Origin of the sequence: Campylobacter concisus, assembly GCF_002913545.1 — a bacterium.
GTDB classification, from domain to species: domain Bacteria; phylum Campylobacterota; class Campylobacteria; order Campylobacterales; family Campylobacteraceae; genus Campylobacter_A; species Campylobacter_A concisus_AV.
In genome coordinates this window covers 20,462-45,274 of the sequence record NZ_PPBR01000090.1, presented here as the reverse complement: position 1 = coordinate 45,274, position 24,813 = coordinate 20,462, and the positions used below count along the sequence as shown (strand labels likewise).

The following is a 24,813-nucleotide window of genomic DNA, read 5'->3' as shown; positions in this document are numbered from 1 at the left end:
TATATTTTATATATCCAAGTGTTTAACGTCTTTTGCGTGGTCTTGGATGTAGTTTCTTCTTGGCTCGACCTCATCGCCCATAAAGAGATTAAACGTATCAGAAGCGCTTATAGCATCGTTTATATCGATCTTTAAAAGTCTTCTATTCTCAGGGTTCATCGTAGTCTCCCAAAGCTGCTCAGGATTCATCTCACCAAGACCTTTGTAGCGCTGGATATATGCACCTTTTTTCGCATTTTTCTCTACTTCATCAAGCACGTCTATAACGTCACTATGCAAGTCTAGACCGTGCTCTTTTATCTTTTGACTGATGTAAAGTGCCTCTTCATAGAGTGGATTTGTGAATAAATTTTCATTTACCACAAGCTCTTCTAGGCCGCTTTCAGTTTGGACATAAATTCTAACCTCATCATCGCTAACGTAGTGGTTTAGGATGTTGTGACCCTCAGCTTTTAAGAAGTCTCTTAAAATTTCAAAAATTTCATTGTAGCTTTTTGAGACGATGTCTGGATTTTCTATCATATAGCGGATCGCTGAAAGGACGTTAAAGCGTTTTTCAAGCTCTTTTAAGACGCTTCTATAAGCTGCAACGATCTTTAAAAAATCAATTAAATCCGCACTACCAATGCCCTCTATATCAACGCCCTCGATGCCAGTTTCGATAAGAAATTCGTTTAATGCCTTTTCATCTTTTAGATAAATTTCTTTCTTACCTTTTTTATAGCGGTAAAGTGGCGGCTGAGCTAGGTAGATGTGGCCGTTTTCAACAACTTTATTTAAAAATCTAAAAAAGAAAGTTAAAAGCAGCGTCTGGATGTGGCTACCATCGACGTCAGCATCGGTCATGATGATGATCTTATGATATCTAAGCTTCTCAGCGTCAAATTCATCTCCGATACCGCAGCCTAGCGCTGTTATCATATTTTTTATCTCATCAGATTTTAAAATTTTATCTAGTCTTGCCTTTTCAACGTTTAGAATTTTACCCTTAAGCGGCAATATCGCTTGAAAAACTCTATCACGTCCCTGCTTTGCAGAACCGCCCGCAGAGTCGCCCTCCACCAGATATAGCTCGCTAATTACTGGATCTTTACTCTGACAATCAGCTAGTTTGCCAGGGAGCGTGCCTACGCTCATGCTCTCTTTTTTACGAGTTAGATCCCTAGCTTTTTTAGCGGCCTCGCGACCGCGAGCTGCCATTAGAGCTTTATCCATTATCGCTCTTGCTTCGATAGGATTTTCTTCGAAATACTTTGTAAGCACGTCAAAAACCATCTTTTGAACGATAGGTTTTACGTAGCTTGAGCCTAGTTTGCCCTTTGTTTGCCCCTCAAACTGCGGCTCTGGCACTTTTACGCTAACAACTGCGATAAGTCCCTCGCGGATATCTTCGCCAGTTATCTTTGTATCTTTTTCACGTGCAGCAGCGTTTGCTTGAACGTAGTTTGTGATAACTCTTGTAAGACCTGCTCTAAAGCCAGCCTCGTGCGTACCGCCATCTGGAGTTTTGATGTTATTTACAAAGCTTAGTAAATTTTCATTATAAGTATCGTTGTAAAGCAGTGCAAAATCAACCATAACATCATCTTCGCCGCCGCTAAATGAGACTGCTTTGCTGACAGCATTTGCCTTGTTCATATCAGTTACAAAGCTCTCAAGTCCACCCTCAAAATGAAAGCTCTCGCTTCTGCCGTTTCTTTGATCTTTAAAATTTATAGTTATCTTTGGATTTAGATAGGCTAGCTCGCGAAATCTCTTTACTAAAATTTCATCGTCAAATTCAGTCACTTCAAATATGCTATCATCTGGCCAAAACTCGACTTGCGTACCTGTGCGGTTTGTAGTTTTTATCACTTCAAGATCGCTTTGAGGGATGCCTTTTGCAAATTCTTGTCTGTGAAGCTTGCCATCGCGTTTGATATTTACGACTAGCTTTTTAGAAAGGGCATTTACGACAGATACACCAACGCCGTGAAGACCGCCAGAGACCTTATAAGTGTCTTTGTCAAATTTACCACCAGCGTGAAGCACAGTTAGAACAACAGTCGCAGCTGAAATTTTCTCAGTCGGGTGCATATCTACTGGGATACCACGTCCATTATCGCTAATGATCGCTGAGCCCTCACGTGTAAGCTCAACATCTATCGTATCGCAGTATCCTGCCATCGCTTCGTCGATAGAGTTATCAACGACTTCGTAGATCATGTGGTGAAGACCGCTTATGTTAGTATCGCCTATATACATGCCTGGGCGCTTCCTAACCGCCTCAAGACCTTTTAGTACTTTAATATTTTCTGCGCCATAATTATTTTCCATCATAAACCTTTTTTAACTTATATATTTAATGGACTTATAACCGTTAGAAGCTCTTTTGAGCTAACAACGAAAGGTAAATTTCTATCTTTAAATCCAAACTCAAATTTCTCATCTTCTATGCTTTGTAAGAAGTCTATTAAATTTCTATTTTTTACATTTATGCTGATATCTTCTTCAAGTCCTGTTTGAAACTCTATCATCGTTTTTGCCTCAGAGTTGTCCTCTATGATGCTCTCAAATGTGATGCTTTCTTTTGAAAAAGTTATCTTCATCTGATCGCTTAGCATAGAAATAGTCTTGATGCCTTCAACCATCTTATCTCTGCTTAGCTCAAATCTTATAGCAATATCTTTTGGTATAACGCGCTCATAGTCAGGGAATTTGCCGTTTATCAGCTTTGTGAAAAACTCAAAATTTTGGCTTTGAGCGATGAGGACGTTTTCATCATAGTAAATTTCTATCTTGTCGAAAAATAGCTTTTGAATTTCATTTATCGCTTTTTTAGGGATGATTAGTGAAAACTCATTGCTCGCTTCATTTGCAAATTTAAATACAGCTAGCCTTTTTGTATCGGTGCCTACTATATTTATATAGTTTTGTTTTATATCTAATAAAGCGCCGTTTAGCTCAAATTTAGGGTTGTTGCTATCAATGCAAGGTAAAATTTTCTTTAAGCTTCTGCCTAGCATTATGGCGTCTATGTCAAATTTAGCCTTGCCATTGATGTTTGGAAACTCTGGGAAATCTTCAAATTTATACATTGGAAGTTTGTATTTTGAGTTTTTTTGCTTGATGTAAAGATAGTTATTAACAGTTTCAAGCGTTACCTCTTCATCTTTTAGGCTTTTTATTATGTCAAGTAGCTTTTTACCATTTGCAGTCGCATAGCCCTCATCAACGATCTTTGCGTTGCTTAGTTTATATGCTAGTCCTATCTCGTGATCAGTCGCTTTTATGTTTAAAACTCCATCTTTTGCAGAGATATAGATGTGAGAAGTTATAGCACTAAGATCTCTTTTTTCGAGATATGGATTAGTGTTTGTTACTATGCTCTCAAGCATGTTTTTGTTTATTAAAACCTTCATTAAATACTCCCTCTTATTTTTAATTTTCTTTTTGTTGTATTAGTTGGTAGCGTGAAAGTGTGAAAAGCATCTTTTCTCACGCCAGCATCGTTATTTAAAATGTGAAAAGAATTTTTCATTTCTTCACATTTATTCACGAATTTCATTCTGTTTTTATCCTTTTGTTAAAATTTTGTTCTTTATCTCAGTCACTCTGAGGTTGAAAATTTCGTTGCTCTCCATGAGCTCGTTTATCTTTTTTATATTGTGACTAACGGCGCTATGGTCTTTCATACCAAAATAGTTTGCGATTTGTGGCATTGAATTTGTAGTGAGCATCTTTGCAAGGTAGATGATGATACGTCTAGCCTCGACGATGTTTTGCACTCTTGACTTGCTTTTTATATCGCTTGGCTTGATATTTAGTTCTTTGCTAACGATCTCTATAATAGTCTCTAAATTTATATTTTCATGCTTCTCTTTGATGAGATCTTTTAGCGTGTTTTTAGCAAATTCAAGTGTTATCTCAACTCTCATCAAGCTTGCATAGGCGTTTAAATTTATGATAGCACCCTCGATCTCGCGGATATTATCGCCCATGTTTGTAGCGATGTAGTCGATCACTTCTTTATTTAGATAAATTTTGTCAAATTCACATTTTTTGATGATGATAGCTATCTTTGTATCAAGCTCAGGTGGCGTGATATCAGCCATTATGCTTTGTTCAAACCTAGACTTTAGCCTCTCATCAAAGCCTTTTAGTATCTTTGCTGGGCGGTCTGAGGTCATGACGATCTGACCTTTTTTGGCGATGAGCTCGTTAAAGGTGTTAAAAAACTCTTCTTGAATTTTATCTGTTTTGCCAAGAAATTGTACGTCGTCTATTAGTAAAACGTCGCAGTTTCGATATTTTTCGCGAAATTTAGTCATCGAGTGGCTATTTAGATGCGTGGTAAAATCAATCATAAACTGATCGCTCGTCACGCAGATAACGACCTTACCTTGATCTAAGCAGTAGTTGCCAACTGATTGAAGTAAGTGTGTCTTACCAAGGCCAGTTGTGCCATAGATAAAAAGTGGGTTGTAAAGCACGCCAGGCTTGTCTGCGACTGCTTTTGCGTTTAGAAATGCAAACTGATTTGAGTCGCCGCAGACAAAATTTTCAAATGTATATCCAGGGTTTAAAATGCTACTTTGCGCCTTGATCTGCTTTACATTTACTTGGTTTTGCTTTATGTTTTTTAGTTTTGTTTGGCTAGTTATCTCGACCTCTGGCTTTTTGCCGGTTTTTACTTCGTAAAGGTAGGCGATCTTTTCTGCGTATCTAGTTTTTATAAATTTAGCCATCAACTCACTCGTGGCGTTAAAAACTATAAAATCTTCGTTTGAAGCCTTTTCGTTAAATTTTAATTGTTTGATGTAGCAGTCAAATTCATTAGCGGATATTTTTGTCTGTAAAAGCTCTAAAATCTCGTCTGCTAGCAAATTTAAACCCTTTTGAAGTAATTAATTTTATTAGCGATTTTATCTTAAATTTAATAAAACCTTTGTTAAACTCCGACAAACTTTTTCACGGCGTGAAAAAGTCGTGAAAAAGTATTGAAAAGATTGTGATGAAAATTTTAGGAATCGATCCAGGCACGAAAAATTGCGGTTACGCGATACTTGAAAAGAGCAAATTTAAAACTATACTTCTTGAAGCTGGGCTTATAAAGATAAAGCCAAACACGCTTCAATACCAAATAACAGAGCTTTGCGAGGGGCTTGATCTCATCTTTAAAAACCATAAATTTGACGAGGTCGCGGTAGAGGACATATTCTTTGCCTACAATCCAAAAACGGTCTTAAAGCTCGCTCAGTTTCGCGGGGCACTTAGCCTTAAAATTTTACAGCTTCATGGCGACTTTGCCGAATATACGCCACTTCAAGTGAAAAAAACTGTCACTGGCAAGGCAAAGGCTGACAAAGAGCAGGTGGCATTTATGGTGAAGAAAATTTTAGGTATAAATAAAGAGATAAAACCGCTTGATATCACCGATGCTATCGCGATCGCGCTAACTCACGCGAATAATTTAAGAATAAACTAAATTTGATAGGAAAAATATGGCAACACTAAAAGCTTTACTAATAGGAGATGTGAAAAACTACGGCTCACAAAATGCGACTGATAAGCTAAATTTACCTTGGAGCTCGGCTATTTTTAAAGTAGCTCAAAATGGCGAAATTTTTGCAAATGAGCTTGGCTTTGAGGGCGATAGCGTCGCTGATACGAAGCATCATGGCGGCCCTGAAAAGGCAGTATTTGCAAATTCATTTGCAAACTATGCCGAGTGGGAGAAATTTTTAGGATTAAAAAACATGGCTTATGGTGCGATGGGAGAAAATTTATGCGTTGATGGGCTTGATGAGAGCTGCGTCTATGTGGGCGATATCCACAAGGTGGGCTCGCTTGTGCTTCAAGTCTCGCAGCCTAGAAAGCCATGCTTTAAGCTCTCAAAAAGATGGGGCAATGAAAATATGGCGACACACATCTTTGAAACAGGCCTTACTGGCTGGTACTACCGTGTCCTTACGCCAGGCTCGTGCAAAGCAGGCGACGCGATAGAAGTTTTAAAAAGTGATCCAGTTCATATGAGCATTTTAGAGATAAACAGGCTCTTTTACGCGCCAAGTGAAAATTTAAATTTACTAGAGAAATTTAACGCCCTCACCACTCTTACAAATGGCTGGCATGATGATATGAAAAGACGCATCGAGGGAATTTATAGCACTGAATTTATGAGAACACTATAAAAAAGCTATAAACATTTTCATTTTTACTCCGATTTTGTTTTACAAATAAATTTCAAACAAAATTTAAAGGAGTAAAGGTGTTTCGTTCTATCACAAATAAAATAGCATTTGCCTTGATGATCTTACTCATCATCTCGTTTTGTGCTATTTCCGCAGTCAGCTATTTTACGTCAGAGAAAAAGGTGGTTGAGCTTGTTAGCCAAAAAGAAGATCAAATTCTAAAAGATGTAAAAGGTGTCATAGATACGTTTTTTGATGAAAATTTAGAATACGTTAAAAAATCTTCAGCTGTTATCAATGAGTTGCAAAGTGGCGATGATATAATGAATTTCGTTTTGCTTGAAAAAAAGATATCAAATTCCATAATAACTTATGTATATTATGGCGATGAAGATGGACGCTTTTTTCAGTCAGATGGTAAAAGAACAACCGTAGCTGATAAATATGATCCAAGAACTAGAGGCTGGTATAAGAGTACAAAAGAGAAAAATAAAGAAATTTATACCGAGCCAAGAGTCACTTCTACAAATGATCTAGTTATCACTTTTACTGCTCCTGTTACTAAAAATGGTAAATTTGAAGGTGTTTTTGGTATTGATATAGACATTAAAAAGTTAAGTGACAAGATCCTTGATATTGGTAAAACTAAAGAAGGTGGATATGCTTATATTATGAAAAAAGATGGAACTATGCTTATTTCTGATATAGCTTCAGAAGTTGGTACCATCTTACCTGCTACAAAGGTCGTCTCAGAAAAGTATAACAATAAAGAATTTGACGAAAATGGTCTGATCTCATATAAAAACTCTAAAAACCAAGATGTAACAGCTAAAATTTTACCTATCAACGATGATGGCTGGCTTGCTGCTGTTGCAATAGGTGCGGATACCTTTTCAAACAACACTATGCCTATCTTAAAAGCTCAGCTAATACTTGCGGTGCTCTTTATAGTCATACTCTCAGCCATTGTATTTGTACTACTAAAACGCTCACTTAAACCTATCGGAGTTATCCAAGAGAAGCTTTCTGATACATTTAAATTTATCACTTATGAGAGCAGCACTGCCCCAAGTAAGCTAGATATCCACACTACTGATGAATTTGGCGTGATGAGCGAAGAGATAAATAAAAATATCGACAAAGTCATAGCTGGCATCAAAAAAGATAATACCATGCTTGAAGAGCTAAATATAGCTGCAAATAATATGATAAGAGGAAATTTAGGCGTCAAACTAAGTGAGAACCCAAATAACCCATCTCTTATCAAACTAAAAGATTTACTAAACACTTTCTTTAGTTCTATTAGTAAAAATTTGGGTAATGTAATAAATATATTAAACGCTTACTCTAAAAATGACTATACTGCAAAGATTGAAATAGATGAAAACATTGAAGCTGATCTAAAAGCTATGATGCTTGGTATAAATAGCTCTGGTGTTGCTATTTGCAATATGTTAAATGATAATCTAAGCCAGGCACAAATTTTGGAAGAAAAAGCACAAATTTTATCTGAATCTATGAAGAATTTAACTTCAGGAGCAAATAAGCAAGCAGAGTCTATTCAAGAAAGTGCAGCAGCTATCGAGGAGATGTCAAGCTCAATGAATGCTATATCACAAAAGACAGCGGATGTTATAAGACAAAGTGATGAGATCAAAAATATCATCATTATTATCCGTGATATTGCTGATCAGACAAATTTACTAGCTCTAAATGCTGCCATAGAAGCTGCTCGTGCAGGTGAGCATGGACGTGGCTTTGCAGTTGTGGCTGATGAGGTTAGAAAGCTAGCTGAAAGAACACAAAAATCACTTGGCGAGATCGAGGCAAATACAAATGTCCTTGCTCAATCAATTAACGAGATGAGTGAATCAATCAAAGAGCAAACAACAGCTGTTGATATGATAAATCAAAGTGTATCTCAAATAGATAATGTTACAAAAGAAAATATTTCAGTTGTTAATACTACAAACGACGTAACTAGCGAGATAGACGGCATGGCGAAGGTCATACTAACAGACGTTAGAAAAAATAAATTTTAATACCCCAAACTATTCAAATATTACTAGGCTCATGTAAAATTACGTGGGCCTTTAAATTTTTAAATCTTTTTTACGCTAAAATTACCAAAAATTTAAAGGAGAATATATGCCACTACTTGATAGTTTTTGCGTAGATCATGTGAAGATGAAAGCCCCAGGAGTAAGACTAGCAAAGAGTATGAAGACCCCAAAAGGCGATGATATCAGCGTTTTTGACTTGAGATTTTGCAAGCCAAATGAGGAAATTTTGCCAGAAAAGGGCACTCACACTTTAGAGCACCTATTTGCTGGTTTTATGAGAAACCATTTAAATGGCAACGGCGTAGAGATCATAGACATCTCACCGATGGGCTGCAGGACTGGCTTTTACATGAGCGTGATCGGCACACCTAGCGAAGAAGCTGTGAAAAAGGCGTGGCTTGCTTCAATGAAAGATATCTTAGAAGTCAAAGATCAAGATAAGATCCCAGAGCTAAATAAATTTCAATGCGGCACTTACAAGATGCACTCGCTTGATGAGGCGCATGCCATAGCAAACAAAATTTTAGCACAAGGTCTAGTCATCATAAACAACGATGAGATCAAGCTTGACGTTGATGCTATGGGACTAAAAAAGCACTGATTTGAAACCAGTAAAACAAGAAAATCAAGCCTATCTAAAAGAGCAAATTTTAACCTATCTTGGTAACAAACGCTCTCTTTTAGGCTTTATCGAGCGAGGCGTAAAATACGCAAAAGACGAGCTTAAAAAAGAGAAGCTTAGCTGCTGCGATCTCTTTAGCGGAAGCGGCGTGGTGGCTAGGTTTTTAAAGCAAAATAGCGAATTTCTAGTCGCAAACGACTTGGAGCTTTATAGCTTCATCACAAACTCATGCTACCTACAAAACGCCACAAATGAGCTAAGAGATGAGATAAATTTCTGGCAAAAAAAGCTTGAAAAAGAGATAGAAAAGAGCCTTTGTGAGGGCTTTATAACAAGGCTTTATGCCCCACAAGATGACGAAAATATCGCTTGGGGCGAGCGGGTCTTTTACACAAGGAAAAATGCCAAATTCATTGACACCGCAAGAAGGCTCATAGATGAGATATTGCCAGCTGAAATGAGAAAATTTTTCATAGCTCCACTACTTTATAACGCAAGCGTGCATGCAAATACGAGTGGAATTTTTAAAGGTTTTCATAAAAATAAAGAGGGCATCGGTCAGTTTGGTGGCAGGGGGCAAAATGCCATCTCAAGGATCACTTCTGATATAAATTTGACTAAGCCAATTTTTTCAAATTTTAGCGTGCCATTTGAGGTCTATCAAAAGGATGCAAATTTATTGGCAAAAGAGCTTGATGGGCTTGATCTAGTCTATCTTGACCCACCTTATAACCAGCACCCATACGGCTCAAACTACTTCATGCTAAATCTCATCGCAAGCTATGAGGAGCCAAGTAAAATTTCAAAAGTCTCAGGCATCGCAAAGGACTGGAATAGATCAGTTTTTAATAAAAAAGCATCAGCAAGCGAGGCATTTTTCGAGCTGATAGCAAATTTAAAGGCGAAATTTGTGCTTATCTCGTTTAACTCAGAGGGCTTTATCAACCAAGATGAATTTGACAAAAACCTAAATAAAATGGGCAAAGTTCATCTGCTTCGCCAAAAGTATAACGCCTACCGCGGCAGCAGAAATTTAAAAGCTAGAAACATCCACGTAGACGAGCTTCTTTACGTTTTGAAAAAGTAAATTTAGACAAAAACACAATAAAACAAAAAATGATATAATCCCAAAAAAAACAAAAAGGCATACTATGCAAACAATAACAATAATAGGCGATAATATCAGTCAAAAAGCTATTGAGGCATTTAAAGCGATGGCACAAGCTATGGATCCAAAATATAAGATCAAGTATGTCAATAGTTCAAAAGGGCAAGAGATACCGACAGAGCAGACATTGCTTGATCTAAAAAACGCAAAAAGTGTTGGATTTTATAAAAATCATAATGACTTGATCAGTGAAATAAAACAAGAAAATCATTGATGAGAATTTTAGAAATTTTTAGCTCTTATAAAAAGGATTTGAAGTTAGTTTTAAAGCAAGGATGGGATGAAAAAGCGATTTCAAAGGTGGTTTTTCAACTACAAAATGATGAAAAATTAGCTGATGATTTAAAAGATCATCAGCTTACTGGAAGTTTGAAAGAATTTAGAGAGTGCCACGTTTTTGGAGATTTGGTAATAATTTATCAAAGAGATGATGAAATTTTAAAGCTTTTTAAAATAGGCAGACACCAAGATATTTTTAAAAGATATTAGAATACTTTTTAAATTTATACTTTGGTGCTGTTTTACACTTAATTTTAACCCTCATCCTCTGGCAAGCACTTCTCAAAGATAAATTTATGCTCATTTGGCAAGACATCGTAGATAGCATTTGCTAAATTTCTTATCTCCCAAAGGGCTGACTTTGAGCTTCTAAGAGAGATAAAATTTTGCAAGCTTCTAGCGTTTATGCTCCATGTAAGCTCGGTTTTATAGCACTCTGGCAAGCAGTATTTAACTATATCAAGGCTTTTTGTGGTTGAGGCTAAAATTTCACGTAAGTTTTCAAGCGCTTTTATGCTCGCGTTATCGACCATTTCGTCATTTGTTAGCACGATAAATTTAGCCGCACGCTCAAACTGCCCTACTTCAAATTTCTCCTCCTTTTTTAGCTCTTTTAGCGTGTAGCGGGTTGATTTGACGCTTAGGCTTGCTAATCGGTGGCGGGCTAGCTCTTGAAGTAGTGCGCGCGAGATGCCTTGGATGTAGAAGTTGTAGTAAAGATGCTCTAGTGTTGATGCGTGTTTAAATTTATTACCCACCCTATCTATCAGCTCGACGTCTTTTTCGCCGCCATTATCGCCTTTTTCAAAGCTTTGCCAGCATGTGCGGATCGCGTGAGAGCAGATATTTAGTGGGGTGTGATTTAGAAGTGTTACTTGCATATTTTCTCTTTTTGTGAAATTTTTTAGCATTTTACAAAAAGAAGGCTGATTTTATTTGTAAATTTAAAAGGGAGCGAGCGCCCCCTTTATGATTATTGTTTTAGTTGAAGAAGTGTGTTTAGCATCTCATCACTTGTTGTGATCGTTTTTGAGTTTGCTTGAAAGCCTCTTTGGATGACGATAAGATCTGTTAGCGCACGGCTTAGATCGACGTTACTAGCTTCTAGTTTTGAAGCTGCGATCGTTCCTTTATCACCTGTGCCTGCTGCGCCGATGACTGCTTCGCCTGAGTTTGCAGTTTGTGAAAAGACGTTTCCGCCCTCACTTTGAAGACCCTCGTTGTTTGTAAAGCTAGCAAGTGCCACTTGAGCTAGACCAAAGCTTTGTCCGTTTGTAAATGCACCGATGATAGTGCCAGTCTCATCGATCTTTAGGTCATTTAGTGTGCCACCTGTGTAGCCATCTTGTGAGATAGACTCAGTTGATGAGTCTTTATCAAAGCTTGTTAGTCCGTTAAAATCAGTTCCCAAACCAAAATTTAAACTAACATTTTGACCACTTTGTGAGCCGTTGTTAGCTGAAAATGTTATCGTAGCTGGGTGAAAACTAGCAAGTGAGCCATTTGAGTTAAATCTAACTGAGCCAGTGACAACGTTGTCTGGACCCTCGCCTGTGTAGTTTATCTTAGCAGGCTCTGGCACTTGGATAATCATATTCCACTCAGTTCCGCCATCTGTTGTAGTGCCTGTCTTTGCCCATTTGATACTAACTGTGTGTTTTGAGCCAAGCGAGTCAAAAATTTCAGCTGTTGAGCCGTGGCTTGACATCATCATCTTACCACTCGCTCTTAGAGCTTGACCTGGGCTTAGTGCGCCATCAAGTGCTTTCATGATAGTCGTAAAGCGAACATTTTCATTTACAGCAGCTGCACTAGAGCCTTGAGCTGGTTTTGTAAGACCAGTTGTAGTCATATAAAGTGCATGGTCGGCTCTAAGAGCCTTATTAGCTTCATTACTTGCTGGGTTTTCTAATTGAAACTGACCTAGTTTATTCACTGTGATCTTTACGCCGTCGTTTGTATCATCTCCACTTTCTAATATCTGATCTATAGCAGCTTTATGTCTTTGTGCAGGTGTAGGTGCAGGTGTCCCAGTAGCTGTATCATAAGCATTTTTGTATTGGTTTAGTTTTTCAGCGTATTCTGTTTTTACTAAAGCCATTGCAACGGCAGTTTTAGGTTCTGTAGAATTCTTTCCTGCAGCTTCTATTAATTCCTTAATTGATTTTATTTTAGGATAATTAGGGTCAGTGGTAGCAGGAAGCGTAATAGCATTTAAACCAGCAGTATGCTTGTTTGCAGGTGTTCCACCTGCTGCGTCATAAGCAGCTTTATATGTATTTAAGTAAGTGCTATAGTCTGGATCTACTAAAGCTTCTGCAACGGCAAATTTAGGATCTGCAGGGTTAGCCTTGCCAGCATCATCAGCTAGTTTTGTAGCTGTTCCTATTATGCGAACAATATCATTTAAACCAGCTTGATGACTTTCTTCTGGTGTCTTACCTGCTAATATTGCTGCATCATAAGCATCTTTATATCTTTGTAGTTCTTCACTATATTTTGTATCAGATAATGCCTTTTCAACAGCAGCTTTAGGATCTGGAGCATCTTTTCCAGCAGCTTCAGCTAGTTTCTTAGCGTCATAGGATGTAGAATTTGCGCCGATTTCTCCATCTCCGTTATAATCAACGTGGTTTCTAGCATCTTCTTGCATAGCAGCGCGAAGATCTTCTGTTGTAGTGATCTGTCTTGCTACCCTATCGTTATTTGGATGAACGGCTGTTGTTTGTGAGCTTGTATAGACATATTGGTAAGCTGTTCTGATATCTAATTTTTTAGGTAATCCACCTTGCACACCTAATGCTGCTGTTGCTTCGCCTATAGTGTCTCCGTCATTTACTACCAAATGTATGTTTTTTGTCTCTTCAGTTGTGCCAGAGTTATTTCTATTGATAAGCGTTAGTTTATTGCCTTCTGAAATTTCAGCCCTAACGCCAGTTGTATTATATTGGGCATTGATTGCAGCTGCTATATCACTTATATTTGTTACACTTTTAGCAATTTTTACACCATTTAAAGTTATATCTAAGTTGTAGTTTCCATTAAGCGAACCGATATTTTGAGGTGATTTACTACCTATAGCAAATTTTTGAGATTTTGCATTTGCGTAGCTTACCCATATACCTTGACCTTCACGTAAAGCTAGACCATTTCCAAGCTCGTCAAATGTCACGCCAAGATCGACGCCACGCTCTGTTAAAATTTGCTCGTTTCTTGAGTTCGTATAAAATTCGTCGTTATTTACGTCGTTTTCACTATGTATTTCATTTCCAGTTAAAACACCGTCATTGTCAAAGTCGCGTCCGCCTGCAACTGAGTCAAGTGTATATATAGGCGTGCTTCTTTGACCGATGGTGTTACCTGAGTCGAGGTTGCCTTTTATTTTAACTTCTGTTGTCGCTCTTGCTGGAGTTGTAAGACCTTTTTTGATGACGATGTTGCTTATAGGGCCTGTTGAGTCGATAGTACCAGTCTCGTCATCTCTAGTCCAGCCTTGAACGATATAGCCGCTGTTATTTACGAAGTTACCAGCCTTATCACGGACGAAATCGCCGTTTCTTGTGTAGTATCTTGTCGTTCCGCCATCTGGAGATACGACGAAGAAGCCATTTCCTTGAAGAGCAAGGTCGGTTTGTTTGTCAGTAGCTGTTAGTGTGCCTTGTGAGAAAATTCTTGTAGTTGAGTTTATAGTCGTTCCTAGACCTATTTGCATAGCGTTTTGACCGCCTAGCTGACCTTGTGGAGCGGTAGCTACTCTTGGAGTTTGGCTTAGTATATCAGCAAAATTTGCGCGGTTGTATTTAAAACCATAGGTATTGACGTTTGCGATATTGTTGCCTTCTACGTCCATGGCTATCTGGTGGGCTTGTAGGCCTGAAACACCAGACCAAAGTGATCTCATCATGAGCTTATCCTTTTTCTCGTTTTAAAATTTTTTATGATCTTTCTAAAGCAAAAGATGTTCCAAAATTTATATCGGTAAAAAATAGTTACTGAGGATATTTTAAATTTGGTAGATTGTGTTTATAGATTGATATGATAGTGATAGTCTGTTCGCCCTCATCTATGACGAATACAACAACATATCCCTTGAAGACTAAGTCTCTTACTTGAGTATCTTTCATAGTTAGATTTTCTCTGTAAGAGTATGGTCTTTCAGGGATTTTTATGATTTCGTTTTTTAGACTATCGCGAAAGGTATATGCACGGTCCTTACTATCTTGTTTTATGAATTTTAATATCTCTTTTAGACTCTCTTTAAAATCATCTGTAAAAAGAATTTTCATCTTAAATTTTGCCTTCTATTATGGCATCGGTTTCAGCGATAATATCATCAAGAGTGTAATATTTAAGCTCGCCACGTCTATGCTTCGCGATCAGCTCTTTTAAATTTTGTTCATTTTCTTTATTTATATAGTAGTCGTTATAATCTACAAATTCAACCCTTGCATGAGGGTTTATTCGTTTTATCTCTTGAACCGCTTTTTGTAAAATTTGAGTGATCTGTGGTGTCTCTTCGGTAACTAGCATACCTATCATTTTTACTCCTTACATAATTTTGGTTGTTTTTTATATATCATATTTTATCCAAGTATCATGGCTCCTACGATGCCACCGATGATTAGTGGGATGTTAAAAAATATAAATGTAGGCACGCAAGTATCATATATGTGGTTGTGCTCGCCATCAGCGTTTAGACCGCTCGTTGGTCCAAGTGTGCTGTCGCTTGCTGGGCTTCCAGCGTCGCCTAGAGCTGCTGCTATGCCAACTAGCAAGATGATAGCTGGCACGCCAAAGCCAAGACTAAGGCAAAGTGGCACGTAGATAGAGGCTAAGATAGGGATAGTTCCAAAGCTAGTGCCTATGCCCATCGTGACTAAAAGTCCGATAAGTAGCATCAAAAATGCTCCGCCTATCTTGCCGCCAGATACCAAGCTAGCGTATTTTACAAGCTCGTCTATACCGCCACTCTCTCTTAAAATGGTGCCATATCCCGCAGCAACAAGCATGATAAATGCGATAAAGCCCATCATAGCAAGGCCATTATCCATGATCTTATCTACTTTTTTGTATTCGATGCCGCCAAAAACAACCATTACCAAAAGTCCAAGTAATGCGCCAAGTGGCAAGAGAGAAGTGTAAATTTGCACGACAAAGGCGACAACCGCACCAGCTAAGACCGCCCACTCTTTTTTAGTCATCTCAAGGCTTTTTGCGCGCTCGATCTCATCAAGCTCGGCTTTTTCAAATTTAGAAGTTTTATAAATCCTTTTTTTACTATAAAAAAGTATGGCTAAGATGAGCCCCACAAACATCGAAGCACCACCTATCCACATGACTGATGAGATGTCTGAGATGGTTGTATTTATGCCATTGTTTGCTAGCTCTTTTTTAAGGATATTGTGAAAAAGCAGACCAAAGCCAACGCTAATGCTAACATATGGCGCTTGAAGTCCAAATGTAAGAGCGCAAGCCACCGCGCGTCTATCTATGCCCATTTTATTCATAAGAGCAAGAAGTGGCGGGATCAAGATAGGTATAAAGGCTATATGAACTGGGATCAAGTTTTGAGACAAACAAGCGATAAATGCGATGGTTAGCGTAAAAATGACCTTATTTGAGCTAAGAAATTTACTCATTGCATTTATCAAGATGGCTGTTAAATTTGTATTTGCGATGGCAGCTGCAAGAGCACCTAGCAAGATGTAACTAAGCGAGGTTTCAAGGTTGCCTTGCATGCCGCTTATGAGGCTTTGCGTAGTCTCTTTTAAGGCCGTAAAAAAGCTCTCAAAACCGCTTGCCAAACCACTTTCAAATCCACTAAAACCATGCTTATACATAACGCCAGCGACAAGGGCTGAGATGAGGATAGAAAGTAGGATGTTAAAGCGCAGCAAACATAGCACCGTCATCACCAAAATGCTAAAAACAACAGGGTTAAAGAGAAGCATGTGTGTCCTTTTTGTATGAGTGCAAGAATTATACAAGGGCGGGGCTTATTAAATTTTAAAAAGAGTGGCTTAAGTGGGTATGTGTTAAGATTTTTGGCAAATTTTAAAAGGAAAAAGCGATGGATTTAGAGAAAATTTATAAGGATGCTGGGGCGTATTTAGAGGGGCACTTTTTGCTAAGTAGTGGCAACCACTCGCAGTTTTATCTGCAAAGTGCTAAGGTGCTTGAAGACCCAGCACTTGCGGCAAAGCTAGCAGATGAGCTAGCGCGCGTGATAGAGAAATTTGGCATTAAATTTGATAGCGTTTGTTCTCCTGCACTTGGTGGAATTTTAGCTGGATATGAGCTAGCTCGTGCGGCGAAAAAGCGCTTTATATTTACAGAGCGCGTTGATAGGGTGATGAGCCTAAGGCGCGGCTTTGAAGTGAAAAAGGGCGAGAAATTTATAGTTTGTGAAGATATCATAACAACTGGTGGCTCAGCACTTGAAGCAGCGCACGTGATAGAGAGCCTTGGGGGCGAGGTGGTTGGCTTTGCGGCACTTGCAAACCGCGGATTTTGTAAGGTTGCAAATTTAGGCAATGAAGCTAAAGCAAATGCAAAACTGCCAAGTGATAAGCCATTTTTTGCTTTGGGGAATTTTGAATTTGAAATTTACGAGCCAGAGCACTGTCCGCTTTGTAAGAGTGGTAGCAAGGCTATTAAGCCTGGAAGCAGAGGCAACTAAATTTTATAAAATTTATCACTCAAAGCTTAAAATAATAATATTTGTAACTTATTCGTTATTTTGGGCTTTGAGTAAATTCTCTCAGCAAATTTCTTCTTTTTTCTTAAATTTCAAAAGTTAATTTATAATTAAGATTTGAATGTATAAAATGGCACGTAAATTTTAGGAGATCCCAAAATGCAAGGATGTGTGCTATGAAAATATCTACAAAGATAATTCTCACTTTTGTTTTCTCAGTTTTGCTTGTTAGCTGTTTGCTCATCTTTTTAAATAGCAAATTTTCAAGCGATCTAACTCAGTTTTTCACCCATAAGTCCTACGACGAGCTGGTAAATGCCAGAAAAGAAAATTTAAGAGATGACGTCGAGACGATCAATCAAATGATGCGTGAAATTTACAACGGCGGCAAAGAAAAAGGGCTAAGCGACGATGAGATAAAAAAAGAAATTTTTAGAGTCGTCTCAAAGCTAAAATTCTTTAGCGATAAAACTGGCTATATCTTCATCTATGACTACGACGGCGTTGTTTTGATGCACCCTGAAAAGCCATCGCTTGTTGGTAAAAATTTAATCGGCTTAAAAGATCCAAAAGGGCTATTTCTTATAAAAGAGCTCATTGAAAAAGCTAAACAAGGCGGCGGCTTCGTCACATTTGGCTGGGCGAAAAAAGAGGGCGAGGAGCCAGTGGAGAAGCTTGGCTATGCTGCAAATTTCGAGCCATATAAGTGGATGCTAGGAAGTGGCGTATATGTCGATGACTTGGCTGATGAGATAGAAAAGACAAAGGTCGTGCTAAACGAGCAAAATAGCCAAAATACAAGAACTTTTATCATCGCTTGTGCCCTGATCACGGTTGTTTTAATAGCTGTTGTGCTATTTATCTTAAGTAGAGCGATCATCAAACCTATAAAAAATATCGTTGCAAATTTAACCGCGATGTCAGATGAGATAAAAAGTGGCAAGGGCGATCTTACTAAAAAGCTTGAAGTTAGCGGTAAAGATGAAATTTCAAACATCAAAAGCTCGATAAATGACTTAACAAGCGAGCTAAGATCTGTTATAGAAAGTGTTAAAGGCCTAGCACATGAGAACTCATCTATCGCCGAGCAGCTCTCTTCAACCTCAGCTCAAACTACAAATTTAACCAACAAATCTTCACTAATCGTCACAGATACGACAAACATGGCAAAAACTATGTCAGAAGAGATAAAGAGCTCATTTGAGGAGGCTAAAAAGAGCAAAGAAAATCTTGAAAGAACCTGTCTATACATAAATGAGGTCTCAAACGATGTTTTAGGACTTAGTAAAAATGTAGATGAGGCTGCAAATAGCGAAATTTCACTCGCTAGCTCAATGAAAAGCCTGGCTGATCAAGCTAAAAATGTAAAAGATGTCTTAAATATCATCGACGACATCGCTGATCAGACAAATTTACTTGCTCTAAATGCCGCCATAGAAGCAGCGCGCGCAGGAGAGCACGGACGTGGCTTTGCAGTCGTGGCTGATGAGGTTAGACAGCTGGCTGAGCGCACGCAAAATAGCCTAAGCGAGATAAATGCGACTATAAATTTAATCGTTGAAGCGATCTCAAACTCAAGCCAAACTATCGGCGATAATGCTAAAAAAGCTGGCGAACTTTGCAAAAAATCAGCCCAAATCAATGAAAAAATAGAAAATATGAACCAGCTAATGAACGAGAGCGTTAGCTTAAATGAGACCTCTACGAAGGACTATCTAGAAACTGGACATAAGGTCGAAGAGCTGATAAAAGGCATCGTAAATATCGATGAAATTTCAAAACAAAACTCAAAAAGTATGGATGAAATTTCACTTGCAGCCGCTCATCTTTCAAAGATGACTGATAATCTAAACACTAGCCTTTCAAAATTTAGAACCTGATAAATTTAGCCAAATCTTTGGCTAAATTTAACTTTTTCTTTTAAATTTATCGCTTAAGTAGTGAGCTGTTTTTTTACTTTAAGCTTACGATCATGATGTAAATTTATGAAATAGTTTTTATTTTGTGTTATTTAAGTCGGTATTTTGGCTTAAGAGATGAGATGACGTATGCAAGAGTATGATATTTTAGATGTTTTATCAAACAAAAAGGTCCTTTGCTTAGAAGATGAAGAGGCGATTTTGCGAAATATCTGCGCCTCGCTGGAGCTCTTTTTTGCAGAAGTTAAAGGCGTCACAGACGGCTTTGATGCGCTTGAGCTTGCAATGAGTGGGGCGTATGACGTGCTAGTGCTTGATATCAGCGTGCCAAATATCGATGGTCTTGAGATCGCTAAAAAAGTAAGAGCTATCAATCAAAAAATCCCTATCGTGATCTTATCTAGCCACGTCGAGCAAGAGTATCTGTGGCGCGCGGTTGAGCTAAAGATCACAAGATATCTTGCAAAACCATACGATAAAAAATCTTTTGTTAAAGCGCTTGAAGATGTGGCGTTTGAGCTAGTTGGACGCACACCAACTATCAGGCTAAATGACGAACTTGAGTATGATTTTGGTAAAAAAGCACTTTATGTAAATGGCGAAATTTCTCATCTAAGCAAGAGCGAGAGCAAGCTTTTGGAGTACTTTTTAAACAACAAAAACCAAACTATCACTTATGAACAAATTTTTGACTACATCTGGGACTACGAGCAACCGACAAAAGAGGCTATAAAGACGATCGTAAAAGAGCTTAGAAGAAAGCTTGGCAAAGACGTGATCAAAAATTTATACGGCGTGGGCTACCTTTGTGAGATATAAATTTCAGCTAATAGTCGGTGCTTTTATCTTTGTCTATCTGCTAGTTTCGGCACTTGTTTTAAATTTCTACAACGATCTTGCGATGAAAGACGCCAAAAAAGAGGCGTATTATGTTTTGGAGGGCATAAATTCAGTAAGAGAGTACATCGCTGAAGTTCAGCGCCCACTAATCGAGCAGTTAAAAGAGCAGGGCATCTTAAAAGAGGACTTTTTTGACGAGAGGCTTCTATCGTCATCATATATAAGCCGTGAAATTTACAACATCCAAAAGAAAAAATACAACCTTGAATTTGACTACAAGCTAGTTGCCATCGCTCCGCTAAATAAAGCCCATCAGCCAAATGAATTTGAAGCCGGCGTCTTGCATGGCTTTAAAGAGAATAAATTTAAAGAATTTGTAAAGATAATAAAAGATGAAAATGGCTCACAGCTCTTTGTGGGTCTGCCTATAAAAAACCAAAGTCCAAGCTGCCTAGCCTGTCATAGCAGCGCAAATGCCCCACAACAAATGCTAGAAAAATATGGCATGCAGGGCATAGATATCCCAGACGTGAACGAAACGGTCGCGATGATCTCGTTTAAGATACCAATCCGCGCCATTTTTACCTACCATTTGCAAGAGGTCATCATCATAATGAGCGCTATAACGCTTATCTTTGGGCTATTTTTGCTACTTGTTTATAAGATGCATAGGCGTGGAGAAGAGAGCAAAAAGCAGACTGAGCAGCTAATGATACATCAAAGCCGCCTAGCCTCTATGGGCGAGATGATAGGCAATATCTCGCACCAGTGGAAGCAGCCGCTTGCTCAGATAAGCTCGGCTTTGATAAATTTAGAGCTTTATCAGGAGCGAAAAAAGCTTGATGAGGCGAAAATTTATGAGTTTATAGAAGAGACAAGCAAGCAGATAAATTTCATGTCAGAAACCGTTGATGACTTTAAAAATTTCTTTAGTCCAAATACCTTGAGAAAAGAGTTTAAGGTGCTTGAAGTGATAAATCAAACGATAAAAATTTTAAACGCAACGCTTAAAAAGTATCAGATCGAAGTGCAGCTTGATGTGAGAGAAAATTTTGAGGTATTTGCAAACTTTAATGAGATAATCCAAATTTTAATAAACATCATAAACAACGCAAAAGACGCATTTAAACAAAGCTACACAAAGCCAAGAGTGATAAAGATAAGCGCCTTTTTAAAAGATGATCGCAAGAATTTATGCGTGCAAAATAATGCAGGAGCGATAAAAAATTCATTTTTAAAGGTTATCTTTGAGCCACACTTTAGCACAAAAGAGAGCGGTAGCGGGCTTGGGCTATATATGAGCCGCCTTATCGCTCGCAAAAATAATGCCCTAATCTTTGCTAAAAATGTGGATGAAAACCACGTTGCATTTACAATTAGTTTCGAAAATTTATAATTTGTTAATTTTCCCCCTTTTCTGCCCTTTTTTGGTGTTAAGATTATCAGTATGAAATCATTTTGATTTTAGGATAAAAATTCAAAGGAGGAGACGTGAGAAACTTACACAAAGCCTTAGCAGGCTTACTCATGGGTGTTAGTATCTTTGCTTCACAAGCCTGTTGCGAAGAGCATAATATGCAGATGTCCGATAAAGCACGTGATGTTATCGCAAATCCTAAAGGCACACTGCAAAGTAGAGGTGTTGTCTCCTTGCAAGACTACGTCGTAGAAGAGCAAGAGATGTATAACTGGCTATTTAAAAACCACCCTATTTTTACAAAGTATGGTGGCAAAACCGTCGGCAAAATGGTCGTTCATGACCGCGGCTTAGAGTGGCTTGCCGAGGGACATGGCTTTGATATGTCAAAGCTTAGTAAAAGAGATGGTGGTAAGGGCTATAGCTCTATGATGTATAGAATTCCAGCCACCTCATCACTTCAATTTCCTAATAAATTTGTAGGTCCAGAAAAGTGCGGTGAGTGTCACCCAGCTCAGTATGAGGTCTGGAGCAGATCTCGCCACGCAACTACTATGCGCTTCCCTGGCGAGCACCCAGAGGTCAATAACAACCTAACTGAGCCAGTATTTGACAAAGATACCGCTTCTATCCTTCCAAAAGGTATTACTCCAGATGTCATCTATGCAACCGTTGGTCACTTAAGAACTAAGATGGGCTACGTCGATGCATGGCTACTTCGTGGTACTTACTACGTTGAGGGCGGTTTGCTAAGAGATGGCACAGGTCAGATCGTAGCTGGATCAAACCAATGGCAAAGAACATGGGCGTTAAATTTAGACGACGCAACTGTTAAAAAGATAAAAGAGCTCGTCCCAGAATTTCCTGGCACGCTTGAAGAGTATGGCGATAATGGCGGATATGTTAGAGGTCTTGCCTCATACGCCGCAAAACATAAAAAGTCGATGTTTTTCCAAGCAAACTCATCATATTGTGAGGTTTGCCACCCAGTTAAATTTGACTTTAAGTCAAAAGCAGAATTTTACGCAGCACTTGGTAATGCCAAAGAGCTTCAAAAACACACTATCTCAAAAGGCGTAAGCTGTGAGGAGTGCCACGGAGCTGGCGGTCACCTTGATGGAGCTACAAATTTTAGAACATCAAACTGCGAACGCTGTCACCAAAGATTTAACTTTAGCCCAGATCTAATGCGAGCTAACCCACTTAATAACGGCAAGCTTGATCTCTCACTTAGCTCTAAATTTAAATCAATGGGACCAGGATGCGGCTCAGAAGGCTCACAATCATACTTTACCGCTCACTACGATAAAGGTATGAGATGCGTCACTTGCCACGATCCACACGACAACACAGGTAACGTTGTAGGCGATAAGAGCGTAACTGGTATGAACTACAACCCAGATCAAGGCTATCTAAGTGCGTTCTACACTAAACCAAAGATCAAAAAAGATTGTAAAGATTGTCACGAGACTCAAGCATATATTGCATCAAAAGCAGATACTCACAAAAACAACACTTGTGCATCTTGCCACATGCCATTTATGATGAGCTGCGAGAATTTCTACGCTGTTCAGTTCCAAGACAACGCTGGCTTTGATACTCAAAGACGCTCTCACATCTGGAAGATCATGGTCGATCCAAAAGAGAAATCTCTAGTCCCAGGCGACGCTGCTAAAGGTCCAAGAGATGCTAAAGATTGGCACTTTGAGAGAGATAAAAATGGCCACAACTATGTTGATTTGATGTGGGCATGTGCTAGAACATCTTGGGCTGATAAAGATATGAAAGATAATAAAGGCTGCCATAGCCCAGTGCTATCTGAGCTAAAACCAACACTTCACTTCAAAAACCAAAAACAAGTTTATGATGAGGTTATGGGATGGCAAACTCCAGTTAAAAATGAATTCTCAGAGGTAAAAATAGGCATCGAGGGAATTTACTCACTGCTAGAGACTAAAAAGCTAGATCCAAGTGATAAAGCAAGAGTTTATGAGCTTGTCCAAAACGCTCAAGAGATCATCGATATGGTCGAAAAAGATGGTTCGTGGGGTATGCACGGATTTAAATTTACTAAACAAAGACTAGATGCATCTAAAGAGTATATAAAAGAAGCTCAGAGAATTCTAAACAAAAATTTATAGCATTTAGGGGCTAGTTTTAGCCCCTTTAATCTTAAGGGTTTGAAATGAAAAATGGGTTTTTAAAATGTTCGCTACTTCTTAGCCTAAGCGTGGCTAGCCTCTTAGCAAATGTCGATACAAACGACTCTTATGCCATAGGCGCAACAAGTGGCGGATATGTTTTAAAAGGACTGCTAGATCAAAAGCAACTAGGTGTTGGCTATGACGCTGATGCAGTGATAAAAGGCTTTAGCGATGCGCTAAAGAGCGAGCTAAAACTAAGTGATGATGAGATAGCAAAGCTACTAAACAAGAGAGCTGAAAGCTTAGATAAGATAGTAAAAGAAAAAGAGGCTGCCAAGCTAAAAGAGAATTTAGCCCAAGGCAAAGCCTATATGGAAAAAAATGCAAAAAACAAAAATGTAAAAACAACAAAATCAAATTTACAATATGAGATCATAAAAGGTGGCTCAAAAGGGGCTACTCCAAAGCCTGAGAGCATCATCATAGTAAATTATAAAGCAAGCTTTGTCGATGGCAAGGTCTTTGACGAGACAAAAGAGGCTCCAGCTCATCTTTCGATGCTAAATTTGATCCCTGGTCTTGAAGAGGGACTTATGCTTATGAAAGAGGGCGAGAAGTTTAAATTTGTCATCCCGCCTGAGCTTGCATACGGCGATAGCGGCATGGAGGGGATACCTGGAGGCGAGACTATCGTTTTTGAGATAGAGCTTATTAAGGTCTTAAAGCCTGGCGAACTAGCTGAGGCAGCAAGAAAAATTCATGAAAAAGAGCAAAATGAGGGCATTAAAAAGCCTCATTAAGGCATAAATGGAGTTAAAAATGCAAAATCAAAATAGCAGAAGAGCCTTTTTTAAACGCATGGCAGTTGTGGCTGCTGGTGCTAGCGTGGCAAGTAGTGGTTTTGCTTTTAAAAGTGAAGAGAGTGCGAAAAAACCACATTTTGGCATGATATTTGACCAAAACAAATGCGTCGGCTGCACGGACTGCGAAGTGGCATGTAGAAAGGTAAATTTAGTCCCAAAAGGGCAGATGAGACTTTTTGTAGAGGATAAGACTGATCCAAAGAATTTTCTTGATAAAAGATATGTAAGAGTATCTTGCCAGCAGTGCGAGGATGCACCTTGCGTGGCTGTTTGCCCAACAAAAGCCTGTCACAAGGATATAAAAACTGGCATCCAAACTACAAACATAGATGACTGCATCGCCTGTAAATACTGCATCGTAGCCTGTCCTTACGACGTGAGATATATCGATAAGTTTAGTCACTCAGCCCAAAGCTGTAACTTCTGCATAGATACAAATTTAAAGGATAAAAAAGATCCAGCCTGCGTTGAGGCGTGCAGATATGAGGCTTTGGTCTTTGGCGATTTAAACGATGAGAACTCGCACATTAGCCAGTTACTAGCTGTCAAAGATAGCATAAGGCTAAGAGCAGAACTTGGCACAAAACCAAGCCTTAGATATATTCCTAAAGTAAAAGCGGGGGTGTAA

General features: G+C 38.7%; 21 protein-coding genes and 2 pseudogenes. 15 read left to right on the top strand and 8 right to left on the bottom strand.

All coding sequences use genetic code 11. The annotated features are described in order from the left end of the window. Positions 1 to 6 precede the first annotated feature (6 nt). The 3 genes from gyrB to dnaA form a co-directional block, all read right to left on the bottom strand. Positions 7 to 2,316, bottom strand: coding sequence for a DNA topoisomerase (ATP-hydrolyzing) subunit B (gene gyrB / locus CYP05_RS05400; RefSeq protein ID WP_103642220.1), 2,310 nt, complete (start codon positions 2,314 to 2,316; stop codon positions 7 to 9). Positions 2,317 to 2,333: 17 nt separating this feature from the next. After that, on the bottom strand, positions 2,334 to 3,401 hold the full coding sequence (dnaN, locus tag CYP05_RS05395; protein ID WP_103642219.1) for a DNA polymerase III subunit beta: 1,068 nt from the start codon (positions 3,399 to 3,401) through the stop codon (positions 2,334 to 2,336). A gap of 153 nt (positions 3,402 to 3,554) precedes the next feature. Then, entirely contained in the window at positions 3,555 to 4,865 is a 1,311-nt protein-coding gene (gene dnaA / locus CYP05_RS05390; protein ID WP_002940543.1) for a chromosomal replication initiator protein DnaA, read from the bottom strand. A gap of 122 nt (positions 4,866 to 4,987) precedes the next feature. On the opposite strand from dnaA, the gene ruvC reads away from it, so the two are divergent. The 7 genes from ruvC to CYP05_RS05355 all read left to right on the top strand — a co-directional run bounded on the left by ruvC (position 4,988) and on the right by CYP05_RS05355 (position 10,515). Then, positions 4,988 to 5,467: a crossover junction endodeoxyribonuclease RuvC gene (gene ruvC, locus CYP05_RS05385; protein ID WP_087581269.1), complete on the top strand. Its 480-nt coding sequence runs from the start codon at positions 4,988 to 4,990 to the stop codon at positions 5,465 to 5,467. Between the two features lie 16 nt (positions 5,468 to 5,483). Next, entirely contained in the window at positions 5,484 to 6,173 is a 690-nt protein-coding gene (locus CYP05_RS05380) for an MOSC domain-containing protein (protein WP_103642218.1), read from the top strand. A 77-nt stretch (positions 6,174 to 6,250) separates the two neighbouring features. Further along, positions 6,251 to 8,215, top strand: coding sequence for a methyl-accepting chemotaxis protein (locus tag CYP05_RS05375; RefSeq protein WP_103607239.1), 1,965 nt, complete (start codon positions 6,251 to 6,253; stop codon positions 8,213 to 8,215). A gap of 106 nt (positions 8,216 to 8,321) precedes the next feature. Further along, positions 8,322 to 8,837: an S-ribosylhomocysteine lyase gene (luxS, locus tag CYP05_RS05370; RefSeq protein WP_103608724.1), complete on the top strand. Its 516-nt coding sequence runs from the start codon at positions 8,322 to 8,324 to the stop codon at positions 8,835 to 8,837. Position 8,838: 1 nt separating this feature from the next. Further along, positions 8,839 to 9,945, top strand: a complete 1,107-nt coding sequence (locus CYP05_RS05365; RefSeq protein WP_103642217.1) for a DNA adenine methylase — start codon at positions 8,839 to 8,841, stop codon at positions 9,943 to 9,945. Between the two features lie 64 nt (positions 9,946 to 10,009). Further along, positions 10,010 to 10,240 carry a molybdopterin converting factor gene (locus CYP05_RS05360; RefSeq protein ID WP_103585453.1) on the top strand — a complete coding sequence of 77 codons (231 nt, stop codon included), beginning with the start codon at positions 10,010 to 10,012 and terminating at the stop codon, positions 10,238 to 10,240. Further along, the gene (locus tag CYP05_RS05355) at positions 10,240 to 10,515 is read left to right on the top strand and encodes a type II toxin-antitoxin system RelE/ParE family toxin (protein WP_009295138.1); all 276 of its coding nucleotides are present in this window, start codon (positions 10,240 to 10,242) and stop codon (positions 10,513 to 10,515) included. Before CYP05_RS05360 ends, CYP05_RS05355 begins: the two co-directional genes overlap by 1 nt. Positions 10,516 to 10,559: 44 nt before the next feature. Here the strand turns inward: CYP05_RS05355 and thyX are convergent, their stop codons facing one another. From thyX to CYP05_RS05330, 5 genes are all read right to left on the bottom strand, one after another. Then, a complete protein-coding gene (gene thyX, locus CYP05_RS05350; protein WP_103642216.1) occupies positions 10,560 to 11,186 on the bottom strand; it encodes an FAD-dependent thymidylate synthase in 627 nt (208 codons plus the stop codon). Positions 11,187 to 11,278: 92 nt separating this feature from the next. Next, positions 11,279 to 14,209 carry a flagellar hook protein FlgE gene (gene flgE, locus CYP05_RS05345; protein ID WP_103642215.1) on the bottom strand — a complete coding sequence of 977 codons (2,931 nt, stop codon included), beginning with the start codon at positions 14,207 to 14,209 and terminating at the stop codon, positions 11,279 to 11,281. A gap of 85 nt (positions 14,210 to 14,294) precedes the next feature. Then, on the bottom strand, positions 14,295 to 14,591 hold the full coding sequence (locus tag CYP05_RS05340) for a type II toxin-antitoxin system RelE/ParE family toxin (protein ID WP_103642214.1): 297 nt from the start codon (positions 14,589 to 14,591) through the stop codon (positions 14,295 to 14,297). Position 14,592: 1 nt separating this feature from the next. Further along, entirely contained in the window at positions 14,593 to 14,844 is a 252-nt protein-coding gene (locus CYP05_RS05335; RefSeq protein ID WP_103642213.1) for a hypothetical protein, read from the bottom strand. A gap of 44 nt (positions 14,845 to 14,888) precedes the next feature. Further along, positions 14,889 to 16,256, bottom strand: coding sequence for a Na+/H+ antiporter NhaC family protein (locus tag CYP05_RS05330; RefSeq protein WP_021088800.1), 1,368 nt, complete (start codon positions 16,254 to 16,256; stop codon positions 14,889 to 14,891). A 119-nt stretch (positions 16,257 to 16,375) separates the two neighbouring features. On the opposite strand from CYP05_RS05330, the gene pyrE reads away from it, so the two are divergent. The 8 genes and pseudogenes from pyrE (at position 16,376) to CYP05_RS05295 (ending at position 24,813) form a co-directional block, all read left to right on the top strand. Continuing rightward, positions 16,376 to 16,984 (top strand): orotate phosphoribosyltransferase, encoded by a 609-nt coding sequence (pyrE, locus tag CYP05_RS05325; protein ID WP_002940584.1) that lies wholly within the window; start codon positions 16,376 to 16,378, stop codon positions 16,982 to 16,984. A 185-nt stretch (positions 16,985 to 17,169) separates the two neighbouring features. Beyond that, positions 17,170 to 18,024 (top strand): annotated as a pseudogene (locus CYP05_RS10360) (cache domain-containing protein); the annotation flags it as partial. Positions 18,025 to 18,375: 351 nt separating this feature from the next. Continuing rightward, positions 18,376 to 18,565, top strand: a pseudogene (locus CYP05_RS10355) (methyl-accepting chemotaxis protein); the annotation flags it as partial. Between the two features lie 485 nt (positions 18,566 to 19,050). Continuing rightward, positions 19,051 to 19,740, top strand: coding sequence for a response regulator transcription factor (locus CYP05_RS05315; protein ID WP_002940643.1), 690 nt, complete (start codon positions 19,051 to 19,053; stop codon positions 19,738 to 19,740). Further along, on the top strand, positions 19,730 to 21,157 hold the full coding sequence (locus CYP05_RS05310; RefSeq protein ID WP_103642211.1) for a c-type heme family protein: 1,428 nt from the start codon (positions 19,730 to 19,732) through the stop codon (positions 21,155 to 21,157). The genes CYP05_RS05315 and CYP05_RS05310 overlap by 11 nt, the downstream gene beginning before the upstream one ends. 95 nt (positions 21,158 to 21,252) lie before the next feature. Further along, on the top strand, positions 21,253 to 23,319 hold the full coding sequence (locus tag CYP05_RS05305; RefSeq protein WP_002940704.1) for a cytochrome c: 2,067 nt from the start codon (positions 21,253 to 21,255) through the stop codon (positions 23,317 to 23,319). A gap of 44 nt (positions 23,320 to 23,363) precedes the next feature. Continuing rightward, positions 23,364 to 24,122 carry an FKBP-type peptidyl-prolyl cis-trans isomerase gene (locus CYP05_RS05300; RefSeq protein WP_103571790.1) on the top strand — a complete coding sequence of 253 codons (759 nt, stop codon included), beginning with the start codon at positions 23,364 to 23,366 and terminating at the stop codon, positions 24,120 to 24,122. A gap of 19 nt (positions 24,123 to 24,141) precedes the next feature. Further along, on the top strand, positions 24,142 to 24,813 hold the full coding sequence (locus CYP05_RS05295; protein ID WP_181001178.1) for a 4Fe-4S dicluster domain-containing protein: 672 nt from the start codon (positions 24,142 to 24,144) through the stop codon (positions 24,811 to 24,813).

Bases quoted from the DNA above. Each gene is read 5' to 3' on its own strand.
- gyrB (WP_103642220.1), bottom strand. From the start codon at position 2,316: ATGGAAAATAATTATGGCGCAGAAAATATTAAAGTACTAAAAGGTCTT.
- dnaN (WP_103642219.1), bottom strand. From the start codon at position 3,401: ATGAAGGTTTTAATAAACAAAAACATGCTTGAGAGCATAGTAACAAAC.
- CYP05_RS05380 (WP_103642218.1), top strand. From the start codon at position 5,484: ATGGCAACACTAAAAGCTTTACTAATAGGAGATGTGAAAAACTACGGC.
- luxS (WP_103608724.1), top strand. From the start codon at position 8,322: ATGCCACTACTTGATAGTTTTTGCGTAGATCATGTGAAGATGAAAGCC.
- CYP05_RS05360 (WP_103585453.1), top strand. From the start codon at position 10,010: ATGCAAACAATAACAATAATAGGCGATAATATCAGTCAAAAAGCTATT.
- CYP05_RS05355 (WP_009295138.1), top strand. From the start codon at position 10,240: ATGAGAATTTTAGAAATTTTTAGCTCTTATAAAAAGGATTTGAAGTTA.
- thyX (WP_103642216.1), bottom strand. From the start codon at position 11,186: ATGCAAGTAACACTTCTAAATCACACCCCACTAAATATCTGCTCTCAC.
- flgE (WP_103642215.1), bottom strand. From the start codon at position 14,209: ATGATGAGATCACTTTGGTCTGGTGTTTCAGGCCTACAAGCCCACCAG.
- CYP05_RS05340 (WP_103642214.1), bottom strand. From the start codon at position 14,591: ATGAAAATTCTTTTTACAGATGATTTTAAAGAGAGTCTAAAAGAGATA.
- CYP05_RS05335 (WP_103642213.1), bottom strand. From the start codon at position 14,844: ATGATAGGTATGCTAGTTACCGAAGAGACACCACAGATCACTCAAATT.
- CYP05_RS05330 (WP_021088800.1), bottom strand. From the start codon at position 16,256: ATGCTTCTCTTTAACCCTGTTGTTTTTAGCATTTTGGTGATGACGGTG.
- pyrE (WP_002940584.1), top strand. From the start codon at position 16,376: ATGGATTTAGAGAAAATTTATAAGGATGCTGGGGCGTATTTAGAGGGG.
- CYP05_RS05315 (WP_002940643.1), top strand. From the start codon at position 19,051: ATGCAAGAGTATGATATTTTAGATGTTTTATCAAACAAAAAGGTCCTT.
- CYP05_RS05300 (WP_103571790.1), top strand. From the start codon at position 23,364: ATGAAAAATGGGTTTTTAAAATGTTCGCTACTTCTTAGCCTAAGCGTG.
- CYP05_RS05295 (WP_181001178.1), top strand. From the start codon at position 24,142: ATGCAAAATCAAAATAGCAGAAGAGCCTTTTTTAAACGCATGGCAGTT.